Here is a 15,476-nt window from a genome sequence, read left to right as displayed (position 1 = left end):
TGGTAACTGAGGAATTGTAAGTTCATTTGTGTGCTTTTAACGGTCTGATCAAAATAAAAAAAGCCCGCAGAGCGGGCTTTTCGAAAAACTTTATTGGATTGCAGTTAACTGCGAATTACCAACCAGTTGCTTCGCGCAGAGCTTTACCGATGTCAGCCAGTGAACGTACGGTTTTAACGCCAGCTGCTTCCAGTGCAGCAAATTTATCATCTGCTGTACCTTTGCCGCCTGCGATAATCGCACCAGCGTGACCCATACGCTTACCTGGAGGTGCAGTTACACCCGCAATGTAAGAAACAACAGGCTTGGTGACGTTTGCTTTGATAAACGCAGCCGCCTCTTCTTCTGCAGTTCCACCGATTTCACCGATCATAACAATCGCTTCAGTTTGTGGATCATTCTGGAACAATTTCAGAATGTCGATGAAGTTAGAGCCTGGGATTGGGTCGCCACCAATACCTACGCAGGTAGACTGACCAAAACCTTCATCAGTAGTTTGCTTAACCGCTTCGTACGTCAGCGTACCAGAGCGAGAAACGATACCTACTTTACCTGGCTTGTGGATGTGACCTGGCATGATACCAATCTTACACTCTCCAGGAGTAATTACGCCCGGACAGTTTGGACCAATCATGCGAACGCCTTTGGCATTCACGTACTCTTTCACGTACAGCATGTCCAGCGTTGGAATACCTTCAGTGATACAAACGATCAGTTCAATACCTGCATCAGCAGCTTCAACGATTGAATCTTTACAGAACGGTGCTGGCACGTAGATTACAGACGCTGTTGCGCCAGTCGCTTCTACAGCTTCACGTACTGTGTTGAATACTGGCAGACCCAGGTGAGTAGTGCCACCTTTGCCTGGTGTAACACCACCAACCATTTGCGTACCGTAGTCAAGCGCTTGCTGAGAGTGGAAAGTACCCTGACCACCAGTAAAACCCTGACAAATAACTTTGGTATCTTTATTAATTAAAACTGACATTATTTGCCCTCCGCTGCTGCAACCACTTTTTGCGCTGCGTCAGTCAGAGACTGAGCCGCAATGATATCCAAACCAGAGTTAGCCAACACGTCGCGGCCTAATTCTGCGTTGGTACCTTCAAGACGTACAACAACCGGTACATTTACACCAACTTCTTTCACTGCACCAATGATACCTTCGGCAATCATGTCACAACGAACGATACCACCGAAAATGTTAACCAGAACGGCTTTCACATTGGCATCAGACAAAATGATCTTAAACGCTTCAGCAACACGCTCTTTAGTCGCGCCGCCACCAACGTCCAGGAAGTTAGCAGGCTTGCCACCGTGTAGGTTTACGATGTCCATGGTACCCATCGCCAGGCCCGCACCGTTAACCATACAACCTACGTTACCATCAAGTGCTACGTAGTTCAGTTCCCACTGAGCTGCATGAGCTTCACGCGCGTCTTCCTGAGACGGATCTTTCATTTCTTTCAGCTTAGGCTGACGGTACATAGCGTTGCTGTCTACGCCAAGTTTGGCATCCAGACAGTGCAGATTACCGTCAGTTTTGATTACCAGCGGGTTGATCTCGATTAACGCCAGGTCCAGGTCTTCAAACATCTTTGCCAGACCCATGAAGATCTGTGTAAATTGTTTGATTTGAACGCCTTCAAGACCCAGTTTAAACGCCATTTCACGAGCCTGGTAAGGCTGTGGACCAACAATTGGGTCGATTTCGGCTTTCAGGATTTTTTCTGGTGTTTCTTCTGCAACGGTTTCAATTTCAACACCGCCTTCAGTAGACGCCATGAATACTACACGACGTGAACCACGGTCTACAACCGCGCCCAGATACAGCTCGTTTGCGATATCAGTGCACGATTCAACCAAAATTTTGCTTACAGGCTGACCATTTTCGTCAGTCTGGAAGGTCACCAAGTTTTTGCCTAACCACTTTTCAGCGAAAGCGCGAATTTCGTCTTTGGTTTTAACCAGCTTTACACCGCCAGCTTTACCGCGTCCACCTGCGTGGACCTGACACTTAACTACCCACTCAGAACCACCGATGCGGTCAGCAGCTTCTACTGCACCTTGTGGTGTATCTGATGCGTATCCTTCAGAAACAGGCAAGCCGTATTCTTTGAACAGCTGCTTACCTTGGTATTCATGCAAATTCATGGTGTTTCTTTCCGATTTTTATTTAAACGAAAGCCAGTAAACAGACTGGCTTGATTTGTCTTTACTGATATCCGTCCCCAAACATCAGCATAGCGAGGATAATACAACAGTATTACCCTCACTTATAGGTTTGCTACGAAAGTCTTACACATCCAGAAGCAGACGTGTTGGATCTTCAAGCATTTCCTTCACGGTGACCAGGAAGCCAACCGATTCCTTACCATCAATGATCCGGTGGTCATAAGACAGTGCCAGATACATCATTGGTAAAATCTCAACTTTGCCATTAACGGCCATTGGACGATCCTGGATTTTGTGCATTCCCAGAATGGCGCTTTGTGGCGGGTTAATAATTGGCGTAGACATCAGTGAACCAAACACACCACCATTGGTAATGGTGAAGTTACCGCCTTGCAGTTCTGCCATAGACAATTTGCCATCACGGCCTTTCAGTGCCAGTTCCTTAATGCCTTTCTCGATGCCTGCCATACCCAGTGTATCTGAGTCTTTCAGTACTGGCGTAACCAGACCGCGTGGCGTAGAAACTGCGATAGAGATATCGAAGTAGTTGTGGTACACGATATCATCGCCATCAATTGACGCATTTACTTCGGGATAACGCTTCAGCGCTTCTGTTACGGCTTTCACGTAGAAAGACATAAAGCCCAAACGAATGCCGTGACGCTTCTCGAAGCTGTCCTGGTACTGCTGACGCAGGTCCATGATCGGCTTCATGTTCACTTCGTTGAACGTAGTCAGCATAGCAGTTGAATTTTTCGCTTCCAACAGACGGTTTGCAATCGTCTTGCGCAAACGCGTCATAGGAACGCGCTTCTCAGAACGCTCACCCGCAGAAACAACAGGTGTTTCGTCTACTGGTGCTTTTGCTGCTACTGGTGTGCTTCCACCTTTCAGGTATTGCTCTACGTCTTCTTTAGTGATGCGGCCATTTTTGCCAGACCCTTTCACTTTAGCAGGATCAACGCCTTTTTCAGCCAACAAACGACGCACTGATGGGCTTAACGCATCGTTTTCTTCATCGGCTTCTTCAGCTACAGCTGCCGCAGGTGCTGCAGCGCCCGCACCTTCCACGAACTTAGCAATAACCGCCTCTGCGGTTACTGTAGCACCCTCGTCTGCCAGAATTTCAGACAGCGAACCATCCGCAGGGGCAACTACTTCCAGTACTACTTTATCGGTTTCGATATCAACCAGGTTCTGGTCGCGTAATACTTTTTCACCTGGCGCAACGTGCCAGGTAGCAATGGTTGCATCGGCAACGGATTCAGGCAGAACAGGCACTTTAATGTCTACTGTTGCGCCGGTTGCTGCAGGCGCTTCTGCTTTTGCTGGCGCCGCTTTTGCTGCAGGTGCAGCTTTGGCAGCGCCGCCCTCTTCCAGCTTGGCAATCACTTGCTCGCCCAGCACCGTGGCGCCTTCTTCATTGATAATCTCACCGATTACACCGTCTGCAGGTGCAACAACTTCCAGCACTACCTTGTCAGTCTCAATGTCTACCAGATTCTGGTCACGTTTTACTGCATCACCGGCTTTTACGTGCCAGGTTGCAATCGTGGCGTCGGCAACTGACTCGGGTAGAACCGGAACTTTAATCTCAATTGTCATCTTTGTTCCTTATTTAATCGTGAGAGCGTCTTCAACCAGTGCTTTTTGTTGCTGGTTGTGAACGGATAAGTAACCTACTGCTGGTGACGCTGAAGCAGCGCGACCGGCATAAGTCAATTTGGCACCATCAGGAATTACCTGCCAGAAATGATGTTGGCTACAGTACCAGGCACCCTGGTTTTGTGGCTCTTCCTGACACCAAACCCAATCTTTAACATGGCTGTATTCAGCTACAATCTTCGCACATTCTTCTTGTGGGAAAGGATACAGCTGTTCCAGACGAATAATCGCAACGTCGGTTTGTTCATTTTTACGGCGTTGATCCAACAGATCGTAGTACACCTTACCAGAACACATCACCACACGTTTCACGCCTGCCGGATCAAGTTCGTCTACTTCACCAATGACGTTGTGGAAAATACCGTCAGACAATTCTTCCAGTGAAGAAACCGCCAACGGATGACGCAGCAACGATTTAGGTGACATAACGATAAGTGGCTTGCGCATTGGGCGGATAACCTGACGACGCAGCATATTAAAGACCTGCGCTGGTGTAGAAGGTACACACACTTGCCAGTTGTGATCTGCACAAAGTTGCAGGAAACGCTCAAGACGCGCAGAACTGTGCTCAGGTCCCTGGCCCTCATAGCCGTGAGGAAGCAATACAGTCAGACCACATAAACGGCCCCACTTCGCTTCGCCAGAACATAAGAACTGGTCGAATACTACCTGGGCACCGTTAGCAAAGTCACCAAACTGCGCTTCCCAAATAGTCAGGCAGGTCGGCTCGGCAGTTGCATAGCCGTACTCGAAGGCCATTACCGCTTCTTCAGACAATACAGAGTCGTATATCTCGATTGGACCCTGATCCTCGCTGATGTGTTGCAGAGGCATATAAGCTGCAGCATCTTTTTGGTTGTGCAGCACCGCGTGACGATGGAAGAAGGTTCCACGGCCGGAATCCTGACCCGTCATACGAATGCTGGTACCGGCCTCTACGATTGACGCATAGGCCAGAATTTCAGCCATACCCCAGTCAAGCATACGCTCACCGGCCACCATCGCCTTACGGTCCTGATAAACCTTGTTTACACGTGAATGCAGCTTGTGAGTGGCTGGATAATTAGTCACTTTTTCGCCAAGCTCTTTTAAGTGCTCGACACTGATTGAGGCATCATAAGGCGTATCCCAGTCATGCCCAAGGAACGGACGCCAGTCTACTGAATGCTCAGTCATCGGACGCCATTCTTCAACAACACAGGCACCGTGATCAAGTGCAGCACGGTAGTCATCGATCAGTTTTTGCGATTCAACTTCGCCAATCACGCCTTCTGCGATCAGTTGATCTGCGTACAATTCACGCGGCACAGGGTGCTTTTTGATCTTCTGATACATCAGCGGTTGAGTTGCATTAGGTTCGTCTGATTCGTTGTGACCATGACGACGGTAACACACTAAATCAATTACCACATCGCGTTTGAACTTGTTGCGGAAATCCAACGCCAGTTTGGTTACAAACATCACCGCTTCCGGGTCGTCTGAATTAACGTGGAAAATTGGTGCCTGCACCATCTTAGCGATATCGGTACAATACTGCGTTGAACGCGTGTCGTCGGTACGTGATGTAGTAAAACCAACCTGGTTGTTAATAACAATACGAACCGTTCCACCAACAGCAAAGCCACGGGTTTGTGACATGTTGAAGGTTTCCTGAACCACGCCCTGACCTGCAATTGCCGAGTCACCGTGGATCGTCACCGGCAGTACTTTACTGCTATCGTTGTCACGACGGTCTAAACGCGCGCGTACCGAACCCATAACTACAGGGTTAACGATTTCAAGGTGCGACGGGTTAAACGCCAATGCCAGGTGCACGTTTCCGCCCGGAGTAGCAAAGTCAGATGAATAACCAGCGTGGTATTTTACGTCACCGGCACCCAGTGATTCATCGTGTTTACCAGAGAATTCATCAAACAGTACCGATGGGTTTTTACCCAGTACGTTTACCAGTACGTTCAAACGACCGCGGTGAGCCATGCCCACTACGACTTCTTTAGTACCTTGAGTACCGGCAGCCGTTATCAGGCCTTTCAGCATTGGAATTAACGCGTCACCACCTTCCAGCGAGAATCGTTTCGCGCCAGGGAATTTTGCACCCAGGTATTTTTCCATACCATCAGCGGCAACCAGACCTTTAAGGATACTGATTTTTTCTTCGCGGTTAATTTGCGGACGCGCTTCTACTGACTCAATGCGCTGTTGTAACCAGCGTTTTTGTTCAGTGTCAGTGATGTGCATGTACTCTGCACCCACTGAGCTGCAGTAAGTGCGGTTTAACGATTTAAACAGCTCGCCCAATGGCATGGTTTCTTTGCCAATTGCATACGAACCTACGTTAAACACTGTATCGAAATCAGTATCAGATAAGTTGTGGTGAGACAACTCAAGATCTCTGACTCGTTCCTGATGCCATAATCCTAATGGGTCAAGGTTAGCGTGCTGGTGTCCACGGAATCGATAGGCATTGATTAACTGGAGAACTCTGACCTGCTTTTCATCAGACTGATTGCTTGTCGTCGTGGGAACGGATCCTCTGACGCGGGCCATGGGCCCCAGTGAAGCCAGCTTTTTGAATTGCTCTTTGATCAGGCTATGGTTGCTTTCAAGTTCTACCCCTTCCACCTTGGGTAAGGCGTCGAAGGTTTGCCGCCATGATTCGGAGACACTTTGCGGGTCATCCAGATAGGCTTCGTACAATGCTTCCACATAGGCAGCATTGGCACCCGCCATGTGCGATGAGTCCCACCACGCTTTCATCACGCTTTCTTGCATTATTGTGCCTTGCTAGGTTGTCATTACATGAAATAGGAACAACGGACTCGTGTCCCTCGCTCCTGTACAAAAAAATAGCCACCCCAATAGGATGGCCATTTACGCATTACACACTGTTTACCCGCAGGCAATCAGAGTTAAAATTGCTAAACAGCCCGTTGTAAAAGCATCGACTTAATCTGGCCGATTGCTTTCGTTGGGTTTAGTCCTTTCGGACAAACACTTACACAGTTCATGATACCGTGACAGCGGAATACGCTAAAGGCATCATCAAGGTCGTTCAAACGCTCATCGGTAGCCGTATCACGGCTGTCGATAAGGAAGCGGTATGCGTGCAGCAAACCAGCAGGTCCAATAAACTTATCCGGATTCCACCAGAAAGAAGGACAAGAGGTTGAACAGCAAGCACACAGAATACACTCGTACAACCCGTCAAGTTTAGCACGCTCTTCCGGAGACTGCAGATGCTCTCTTGCTGGCGGCTGCTTGTCGTCGTTAATCAGGAACGGCTTGATTTTCTCGTACTGGGTGTAGAACTGAGTCATATCTACTACCAGGTCACGCACCACTGGCAGACCCGGTAATGGACGAATTACCAGCTTGCCCTTGCCAAGCGCAGACAGCGGTGTAATACATGCCAGACCATTCTTACCGTTCATGTTCATGCCGTCTGAGCCACAAACACCTTCACGACAAGAACGACGGAATGATAACGTTGGATCCTGTTCTTTCAACAACAACAGCGCATCCAGCACCATCATATCCTGGCCTTCTTCCACTTCCAGGGTGTAATCCTGCATGCGAGGTGCGTTATCTACCTCAGGATTGTAACGGTATACCGAAAAACTTAATTGCATCGTCTAACCCCTCTTAGTATGAACGTACTTTAGGCGGGAAGGCTTCACGAAGCTTAGGCGCCATATTGACTTCACGTTTAACCATGCCTTCAGTAGCCGGGTTGTATACACTGTGACATAACCAGTTCTCGTCATCGCGATCCGGATAGTCAAAGCGGCTGTGCGCTCCACGGCTCTCTGTACGGAAGTTTGCAGCTACAGCCGTGCTGTACGCAGTTTCCATCAGGTTATCCAGTTCTAAACATTCGATACGTTGTGTATTGAAGTCTGAACTCTTGTCATCAAGACGTGCAGACTTAAGACGCTCGCGAATCTCTTTAAGCTGCTCAAGACCTTCAGCCATTGCTTCACCTTCGCGGAATACCGAGAAGTTAAGCTGCATACATTTTTGCAGGTCTTTCTTAATTTGAACCGGATCTTCACCCTTACCTTTTTCTGAGCTTTCCCAACGATTGAAACGTGCCATCGCCGCATCAAGATCAGATGCAGATGCTTCGCGGTTAGGCGCGATTTCGTCAAGTTTAGCACCCAGATGCAGACCTGTCGCACGACCAAATACAACGAGGTCGAGTAATGAGTTACCACCCAGACGGTTAGCACCGTGTACAGACACGCAGGCAATCTCACCACAGGCGAACAAACCGTTAACCACTTTGTCTTTGCCGTTTTCGTCCAGTGTTAAGCACTGACCATCAACGTTAGTTGGAATACCACCCATCATATAGTGACAGGTTGGAATAACCGGAATAGGTTCTTTAACCGGGTCAACGTGAGCAAACGTACGAGACAATTCCAGAATACCGGGCAGACGTGACTCAAGCACTTCTTTACCCAGGTGATCCAGCTTAAGTTTAATGTGTGTGCCCCACGGACCTTCACAACCACGACCTTCACGAATTTCGGTCATCATTGAACGGGCAACAACGTCACGACCAGCCAGGTCTTTTGCGTTTGGTGCATAACGCTCCATGAAACGCTCACCATCTTTATTCAACAGGTAACCACCTTCGCCACGGCAACCTTCAGTTACCAGTGTACCGGCACCTGCGATACCCGTTGGGTGGAATTGCCACATTTCCATGTCCTGGACACACACGCCAGCGCGCAGTGCCATACCAACACCGTCGCCAGTGTTAATGTGAGCGTTGGTTGTTGACGCGAAGATACGTCCTGCACCACCAGTTGCCAGCACAACGGCTTTAGACTTGAAGTAAACTACTTCACCGGTTTCAATATCGATTGCCGTACAACCTACAACATCACCATCCTGGTTTTTGACCAGATCAAGTGCATACCATTCGCTGAATACCTTCGTTTTATTTTTTACGTTTTGCTGGTACAGCAAGTGAAGTAACGCGTGACCAGTACGGTCGGCAGCTGCTGCAGTTCGAGCGCCCTGCTCGCCACCGAAGTTCTTAGACTGACCGCCAAACGGACGCTGATAAATTTTACCGTTTTCAAAACGTGAAAATGGCAGACCCATGTTTTCCATTTCGATAATGGCTTCCGGACCTGTTTTACACATGTATTCAATGGCGTCCTGGTCGCCAATGTAATCTGACCCTTTTACAGTGTCATACATGTGCCATTCCCAGTTGTCCTCGTGAGAGTTACCTAACGCAACGGTAATACCACCTTGAGCGGATACTGTGTGAGAACGGGTTGGAAATACTTTAGATAATAATGCACAGGATTTGCCAGACTGCGAAATTTGCAGTGCTGCGCGCATACCTGCACCGCCGGCGCCAATAACGACGGCGTCAAATTCATGAACGGGTAAACTCATCTTACACTCCCCACAAAACAAACAAACCTACTGCTACGTACACAAACGCGATAATGTTCAGTACGTACTGAATGATGGCGCGCAGTCCGGCTGGTTTCACGTAGTCGGTCAGCACCTGCCACAGGCCAATGCGAACGTGGATCATGATGGAAACCAAAGCAGCAAGTGTGAATACTTTCATAGCCAGGCCAGAAAACAGACCGTGCCATACGTCGAAAGTCACTTCATCGGTAGTGATAAAGAAACCAGCAATAAAAAAGGTGTATAACGCAATAATTAATGCGGTGGCACGCAATGATACGTAATCTTGTACGCCGTTGCGCTTGATGCTTGCCTGATTCGTTACCATAGTGCAACCCCTAATACTAATGTCAGAACAATCCACAGGCCAATCACAACTTGCGCGCTGAGATTGCCAGATTCCAACTCTTCCCAGTGACCCATGTCCATAATCCCATGACGGATACCGCCAAGAATGTGGTAAGTCAGTGCTGAAGCAGTACCGATTGCAATGATTTTTCCGATCAATCCGTCCATCATGGCCTGCACGTTAGCAAAGCCTTCTGGAGATGATACCGAAACGGCCCATGCCCAGATCACAAACAGCAATGCGAAAAACATTGCAACGCCTGTTACACGATGAAGAATCGACGAAATAGCAGAGGGAGGAAATTTGATGGTTTGGAGATCTAAATTTACTGGTCTTTGCTTTTTCACAATTTTTGCCTGTTTTATCCGTAGGGATAACCACTCTCGTAATTAGTCCTGACAGAGTGATTTTGATTGTTACTAAGTTAATTGTCTCATCCGCTGAGTTGTTAACATTTTGTGAATGTTTTATTACCTAATTTACACAACAGATAGCCGCGTAAATTCAAGTACGCAGAGTATATCCACGACCTAGTATAATTACAATTTTTTGTGTGGTATTAGGACATTAGTCGTAGGTCGCGCAGACAACACCAGGAAACTGATCTTTCGCTAGACTTCGGCATTATAATCTCAGACAATCTAGAATATTTATGTGCAATATAAGCAATAAAATTGACTTGATACCGCATAATAAAGTAAAAATACGCCACTTTTCCCACCGGATAGCTCAATTTTGAGTGTCATCCTGATAAAGAAAATTTCTGAGGAGAGCAACTATGGCAGATCAAAAAGCCATTCTGAAAGCGGGCGACAAGGAAATAGAACTTCCTATTTTGTCCGGAACAGCCGGACAGGATGTTATTGACATTCGCGCCCTTGGCAAACACGGCTATTTCACATACGACCCGGGTTTTTTGGCGACTGGATCTTGCGAGTCTTCCATCACGTATATTGACGGCGATAAAGGTGTATTGCTACACCGCGGATTCCCCATCGAGGAATTGGCGCGTGACGCAAACTACCTTGAGGTTTGTCACATGCTGCTGCATGGCGACGCCCCTAATTTAGAAGAATACGAAAAATTTGAGAACACTATTAAGCGCCACACCATGGTGCACGAACAAATTAATATGTTCTTCCACGGTTTCCGCAACGACGCCCACCCTATGGCGATGTTGAACGGTACTGTGGGCGCGATGTCTTCTTTCTATCACAGCGATTTAGACGTATCGAATGCCGATATGCGTATCCGCTGCGCCCACCGTTTAATTGCCAAAATGCCTACTCTGGTAGCTATGTGCTATAAATACAATATCGGGCAGCCATTTGTTTATCCGCGTAACGATTTAAGTTACGCAGCTAACTTCCTGAACATGATGTTCTCAGTACCTGCTGAAGATTACAAAATCAGCCCGGCTGTAGAACGCGCGATGGACCGTATCTTCACACTGCACGCTGACCACGAACAAAATGCGTCTACGTCTACTGTTCGTTTGGCAGGTTCTTCTGGCGCAAACCCTTATGCATGTATTGCAGCAGGTGTTGCGTCACTGTGGGGCCCTGCACACGGCGGTGCTAACGAAGCATGTTTACAAATGCTGGAAGAAATAGGTACGGTTGATCGCATTCCTGAGTTCATTGCTCGTGCGAAAGACAAGAATGACCCATTCCGACTGATGGGCTTTGGTCACCGTGTTTACAAAAACTACGATCCACGTGCAACCGTGATGCGTGAAAGCTGCCACGAAGTACTGAAAGAACTGAATGTTCAGGATCCATTACTCGACGTAGCAATGGAGCTTGAGCGTATTGCACTTGAAGACCCTTACTTCGCAGAGAAGAAATTGTTCCCGAACGTAGATTTCTACTCTGGTATCGTTCTGAAAGCCATTGGTATTCCTACCAACATGTTTACGTGTATCTTCGCTCTGTCTCGAACTGTAGGCTGGATTTCACACTGGCATGAAATGATGTCTGATCCAGGTCAGAAGATTGGTCGTCCTCGTCAGTTATACACTGGTCACACGGAACGCCCATACACGCCGTTAAAGAGATAACAGCGTTTATTCTGAAAAGGCCCTTAACTGGGCCTTTTTTTATGGCAGTGATAAATAATCCATCAAAATGATCGTAAATCAGTACCTGGAAGTATGTTTTATTTAGATTACTGCTATCAAAATATTCATTTTATAGCGCGTTTTTTCGCCACAAATTGACTGTTTCTTATGCACTTTGTGCAACATATTAGAAACAAATGTAATATATATAATTAATTAGTTATAAACGAATCATTATCATCATGAACTCTCAGGCTAAATATCTCGGATACGCGGGCCTTGTGCCCTTCCTGGCACTTAACATTGCCTTGTTTACACAAGTATATCCCAGCACATTAATTTACATTTTATTCACACAATACTCTGCTGTTTTACTGTCTTTTTTTGGCGGTATTCACTGGTATGATGCAGTTAGCAGCAAAAGAACCGGTCATCAGTTATATGTGGCAATGCTGCCAACCATAATAGGCTGGATTTGCCTCAGCCAGACCGGGGCACATTGGGCACTCGGTGTGTTAAGTATAAGTTACTTGTTAATATTGTTTTATGACAAACAAGTGCTTACCTTGCCAAAAGACATGGTGGTGGAATACACCAAATTACGCATGACCTTAACCACTGTTGTTGTGCTGTCACATGCCGTAATGATTTTTGCCCGGTAATAATACCAATTCGTATAACACCCCAAATAAAAAGCCCCATACGCGCTTGCGTACGGGGCTCTTTGTTTAATACATAAAAGCTTATTCAGCTCGTATCAGGGCCAATAGTTCTTCTGTTTTCGCTTCCATTAGCGGAATATCGCCTTTAGACTCAACATTCAAACGGATCACCGGTTCAGTATTTGATTTGCGCAAGTTAAATCGCCAGTTGCCAAACTCAAGCCCAATCCCGTCAGTTTCGTCAATGACGTCTGCCAGGGGCTGATACTTGTCTAATACCCGCTGTAATGCTGCGTCGGCATCTTTGAGTTTACTGTTAATTTCACCCGACGACGGGAATGCTGCAATACGCTCTTCCACCAGCGATGCAAGCGACTTTTGCTTCGTGCACAACAACTCAGCTACCAGCAACCATGGGATCATACCTGAGTCACAGTATGCGAAATCACGGAAGTAATGGTGAGCACTCATTTCGCCCCCATAAATTGCATCTTCCAGGCGCATGCGCTCTTTTATAAAGGCGTGACCCGTTTTGCTTTTGATCGCTGTGCCACCAGCATGAAGAATAATGTCTTCGGTATTCCAGTATACCCTGGGGTCGTAAATAATTTTGTTGTCACTGTCTTTATCCAGGAAAGCCTGTGCCAGCAAACCAACAATGTAGTAACCTTCAATGAAATTGCCATCTGCGTCAAACAGGAAGCAGCGATCAAAATCGCCATCCCATGCAATACCGAAATCGGCACCATGCTCAATTACCGCATTAGCGGTATCGGCTCGGTTTTCAGGCAATAGCGGATTAGGAATTCCATTCGGGAATGTGCCATCCGGATGGTGATGCACTTTCACAAATTCAATAGGTACACCTTTATCGCGTAACTTTTTCTCCAGCGCATCCAGTGCCGCACCGGCCGCGCCATTACCAGCATTAGTGACAATTTTAAGCGGGGTAAATTTGTTGATATCCACATACGATAAAATATGAGACGCGTAAGCGTCCATATTGGCATGACGATGATACTTGCCGGTTTCAGACAGAATATCCGTAGCAATATGTGCCTTACCCGCGTAAAACGCGTCTGCATCTATCTTTGCGCTTTTTGCATAGAAATCCAGACGCTCCGCAACATAGGTATCATCCAACAGCTCTGCGCGGTCTTTAATTGCATTCAACCCGGTATCACCACTAATGGGTACTGAGCCGGCTTTAACTAATTTCATGCCATTGTAGTTAATGGGGTTGTGGCTGGCCGTTACTTCAATACCGCCATCCACTCCCAGATGCTTGGTTGCGAAGTAAATTTCTTCCGTACCCGCCATGCCGATATCGGTTACGGTGGCGCCACCATCAATTAAACCGGCACTCAAAGCGAGTTTTAACGGCAGTGATGTCAAACGCACATCGCCGCCTACGACCACGGTTTTGGCACTTAACTCTTCGGCAAAAGCGTAACCGATACGATAAGCCACTTCTTCATTGAGCTGACTATTGAGCTCTCCTCGAATATCGTAAGCTTTAAAACAGGTAATTGGTTTACTCATATACTGCAAAACCCTTGTTATTTAGACTCGGTGCGACCATAGCGGTCGGAGAAACGCACAATGTCATCTTCACCCAAATAAGCACCAGACTGCACTTCAATCAGCTCCAGTGGGATCTTGCCGGGATTTTCCAATGCATGTATTTCGCCAATAGGAATATAAACCGACTCATTTTCAGTAACCAACTGTGTGGTTTCACCAATAGTCACACTGGCGGTACCTGATACAACAATCCAGTGCTCAGCCCGGTGATGATGCATTTGTACCGATAGTTTCTCACCCGGTTTTACCGTAATGCGTTTAACCTGGAAGCGCTTGCCATTATCAATGGAGTCATAACTTCCCCAGGGACGGAATACTTCGCGGTGAAACTGGAATTCCGGGCGTTTTTCCGCCTTTAACTTGTTCACTACATTCTTGATGTCTTGCACTTTGTCTTTATGGGCAACCATAACCGCATCTTTGGTTTCCACCACAACAACATCATTCAGACCCACAACAGAAATCAGTCGCTCTTCTGCATTGATGTAACTGTTATTTACACCTTCCAGTATGGCGTCGCCAACCACTACGTTGCCATTAGCGTCTTTGTTATCGGCAGTTTCCCACAATGAAGACCAGCTACCCACATCTGACCAACCAGCATCCAGCGGGATCATAGCTGCGTGTTCTGTCTTTTCCATCACCGCATAATCGATAGAATCATCCGGACAGGTAGCAAAAATCTCAGGGTCGATGCGAATAAAGTCCAAATCCTTACTTTCGGATTCAATGGCCTTTTCGCAAATGGCCAGCATATCAGGCGCGTATTTTTTCAGTTCAGCTAAATAGGCACTGGCTTTAAACATGAACATGCCGCTATTCCAGAAGTAATTACCTGAAGCGACATATTCCTGAGCGGTGGCTAAATTCGGCTTTTCAACAAACTGCTCTACTTTGAGGCCATTGCCAATAGCATTACCACCTTTAATGTAGCCATAGCCAGTGTGTGGTTGATCCGGCACAATACCAAACGTAACCAAATGCCCCTCTACTGCCAGCACATTGGCTTCGGCAACGGCTTTGTGAAAGGCCACTTTGTTTTTAATCAGGTGGTCGGCTGCCAGTATTAACAATACCGGATCTTCACCATTTTGAGTGGCGTGCAGTGCAGCTAGCGCTATTGCTGGAGCCGTATTGCGTCCCACAGGTTCCAGAATGATACCACCGTGTTCGCCTTGCATCTGACGCAGTTGCTCAGCAACCAAAAAGCGATGCGCATCGTTACAAATCACAATGGGTTGCGATGCATCTGTACCCGATAAACGAATCAGGGTGTCCTGTAACATGGTTTGGTCTGAGGTAAGCGCAAGAAATTGCTTTGGCAGAGCTGCACGCGATTTTGGCCATAAACGGCTGCCAGATCCACCGGCTAATACGACTGGTTTCATTTGTATTCCTGTTGATATGACACAAGCAGGGTGTAGCAACGTTGAACGTACCCCCTGCTGTTTTAATTCCTCATACCATGTTAATCAAGGCTGGCAGGCCAATCAACATAAGAAACCGGTAAAAGCGACTTTCTTCGCGTTTTTTTGTTAAAAGTTGA

12 protein-coding genes are annotated in these 15,476 nt (G+C 47.2%); 2 read left to right on the top strand and 10 right to left on the bottom strand.

Going from position 1 to position 15,476, the window contains the following annotated elements:
* Positions 1 to 115: 115 nt before the first annotated feature.
* From sucD to sdhC, 8 genes are all read right to left on the bottom strand, one after another.
* A complete protein-coding gene (gene sucD, locus FJ444_RS05520) occupies positions 116 to 988 on the bottom strand; it encodes a succinate--CoA ligase subunit alpha (protein WP_140956914.1) in 873 nt (290 codons plus the stop codon).
* Complete coding sequence (gene sucC, locus FJ444_RS05515) at positions 988 to 2,154, bottom strand: ADP-forming succinate--CoA ligase subunit beta (RefSeq protein ID WP_140956913.1); 1,167 nt, start codon at positions 2,152 to 2,154, stop codon at positions 988 to 990. Before sucC ends, sucD begins: the two co-directional genes overlap by 1 nt.
* 144 nt (positions 2,155 to 2,298) lie before the next feature.
* Positions 2,299 to 3,780: a 2-oxoglutarate dehydrogenase complex dihydrolipoyllysine-residue succinyltransferase gene (gene odhB / locus FJ444_RS05510; protein WP_140956912.1), complete on the bottom strand. Its 1,482-nt coding sequence runs from the start codon at positions 3,778 to 3,780 to the stop codon at positions 2,299 to 2,301.
* Positions 3,781 to 3,789: 9 nt separating this feature from the next.
* Positions 3,790 to 6,612, bottom strand: coding sequence for a 2-oxoglutarate dehydrogenase E1 component (locus tag FJ444_RS05505; RefSeq protein WP_140956911.1), 2,823 nt, complete (start codon positions 6,610 to 6,612; stop codon positions 3,790 to 3,792).
* A 146-nt stretch (positions 6,613 to 6,758) separates the two neighbouring features.
* Positions 6,759 to 7,469: a succinate dehydrogenase iron-sulfur subunit gene (locus tag FJ444_RS05500; RefSeq protein WP_140956910.1), complete on the bottom strand. Its 711-nt coding sequence runs from the start codon at positions 7,467 to 7,469 to the stop codon at positions 6,759 to 6,761.
* Between the two features lie 13 nt (positions 7,470 to 7,482).
* Positions 7,483 to 9,255: a succinate dehydrogenase flavoprotein subunit gene (gene sdhA, locus FJ444_RS05495; protein WP_140956909.1), complete on the bottom strand. Its 1,773-nt coding sequence runs from the start codon at positions 9,253 to 9,255 to the stop codon at positions 7,483 to 7,485.
* A 1-nt stretch (position 9,256) separates the two neighbouring features.
* Positions 9,257 to 9,604: a succinate dehydrogenase, hydrophobic membrane anchor protein gene (gene sdhD, locus FJ444_RS05490; RefSeq protein ID WP_140956908.1), complete on the bottom strand. Its 348-nt coding sequence runs from the start codon at positions 9,602 to 9,604 to the stop codon at positions 9,257 to 9,259.
* Positions 9,598 to 9,972 (bottom strand): succinate dehydrogenase, cytochrome b556 subunit, encoded by a 375-nt coding sequence (sdhC, locus tag FJ444_RS05485; protein ID WP_140956907.1) that lies wholly within the window; start codon positions 9,970 to 9,972, stop codon positions 9,598 to 9,600. The genes sdhD and sdhC overlap by 7 nt, the downstream gene beginning before the upstream one ends.
* A gap of 431 nt (positions 9,973 to 10,403) precedes the next feature.
* Between sdhC and FJ444_RS05480 the strand changes: the two genes are divergently transcribed.
* Together FJ444_RS05480 and FJ444_RS05475 are read left to right on the top strand one after the other, a co-directional pair.
* Entirely contained in the window at positions 10,404 to 11,684 is a 1,281-nt protein-coding gene (locus FJ444_RS05480) for a citrate synthase (protein ID WP_140956906.1), read from the top strand.
* A 242-nt stretch (positions 11,685 to 11,926) separates the two neighbouring features.
* Positions 11,927 to 12,346, top strand: a complete 420-nt coding sequence (locus FJ444_RS05475) for a DUF3429 domain-containing protein (RefSeq protein WP_140956905.1) — start codon at positions 11,927 to 11,929, stop codon at positions 12,344 to 12,346.
* 81 nt (positions 12,347 to 12,427) lie between these two features.
* Here the strand turns inward: FJ444_RS05475 and FJ444_RS05470 are convergent, their stop codons facing one another.
* Together FJ444_RS05470 and FJ444_RS05465 are read right to left on the bottom strand one after the other, a co-directional pair.
* Positions 12,428 to 13,888, bottom strand: coding sequence for a phosphomannomutase CpsG (locus FJ444_RS05470; RefSeq protein ID WP_140956904.1), 1,461 nt, complete (start codon positions 13,886 to 13,888; stop codon positions 12,428 to 12,430).
* Between the two features lie 17 nt (positions 13,889 to 13,905).
* Complete coding sequence (locus FJ444_RS05465) at positions 13,906 to 15,318, bottom strand: mannose-1-phosphate guanylyltransferase/mannose-6-phosphate isomerase (RefSeq protein WP_140956903.1); 1,413 nt, start codon at positions 15,316 to 15,318, stop codon at positions 13,906 to 13,908.
* Positions 15,319 to 15,476 lie beyond the last annotated feature (158 nt).

Origin of the sequence: Aestuariibacter sp. GS-14 (assembly GCF_006494365.1) — a bacterium.
GTDB lineage: Bacteria > Pseudomonadota > Gammaproteobacteria > Enterobacterales > Alteromonadaceae > Alteromonas > Alteromonas mangrovi.
This window is presented reverse-complemented; position numbering and strand designations above follow the sequence as displayed.

Coding starts and splice junctions, on each gene's coding strand:
- sdhD (WP_140956908.1), bottom strand. CDS start 9,604: ATGGTAACGAATCAGGCAAGCATCAAGCGCAACGGCGTACAAGATTAC.
- odhB (WP_140956912.1), bottom strand. CDS start 3,780: ATGACAATTGAGATTAAAGTTCCGGTTCTACCCGAGTCAGTTGCCGAC.
- FJ444_RS05500 (WP_140956910.1), bottom strand. CDS start 7,469: ATGCAATTAAGTTTTTCGGTATACCGTTACAATCCTGAGGTAGATAAC.
- sucC (WP_140956913.1), bottom strand. CDS start 2,154: ATGAATTTGCATGAATACCAAGGTAAGCAGCTGTTCAAAGAATACGGC.
- FJ444_RS05465 (WP_140956903.1), bottom strand. CDS start 15,318: ATGAAACCAGTCGTATTAGCCGGTGGATCTGGCAGCCGTTTATGGCCA.
- FJ444_RS05475 (WP_140956905.1), top strand. CDS start 11,927: ATGAACTCTCAGGCTAAATATCTCGGATACGCGGGCCTTGTGCCCTTC.
- FJ444_RS05505 (WP_140956911.1), bottom strand. CDS start 6,612: ATGCAAGAAAGCGTGATGAAAGCGTGGTGGGACTCATCGCACATGGCG.
- sdhA (WP_140956909.1), bottom strand. CDS start 9,255: ATGAGTTTACCCGTTCATGAATTTGACGCCGTCGTTATTGGCGCCGGC.
- sucD (WP_140956914.1), bottom strand. CDS start 988: ATGTCAGTTTTAATTAATAAAGATACCAAAGTTATTTGTCAGGGTTTT.
- FJ444_RS05470 (WP_140956904.1), bottom strand. CDS start 13,888: ATGAGTAAACCAATTACCTGTTTTAAAGCTTACGATATTCGAGGAGAG.
- FJ444_RS05480 (WP_140956906.1), top strand. CDS start 10,404: ATGGCAGATCAAAAAGCCATTCTGAAAGCGGGCGACAAGGAAATAGAA.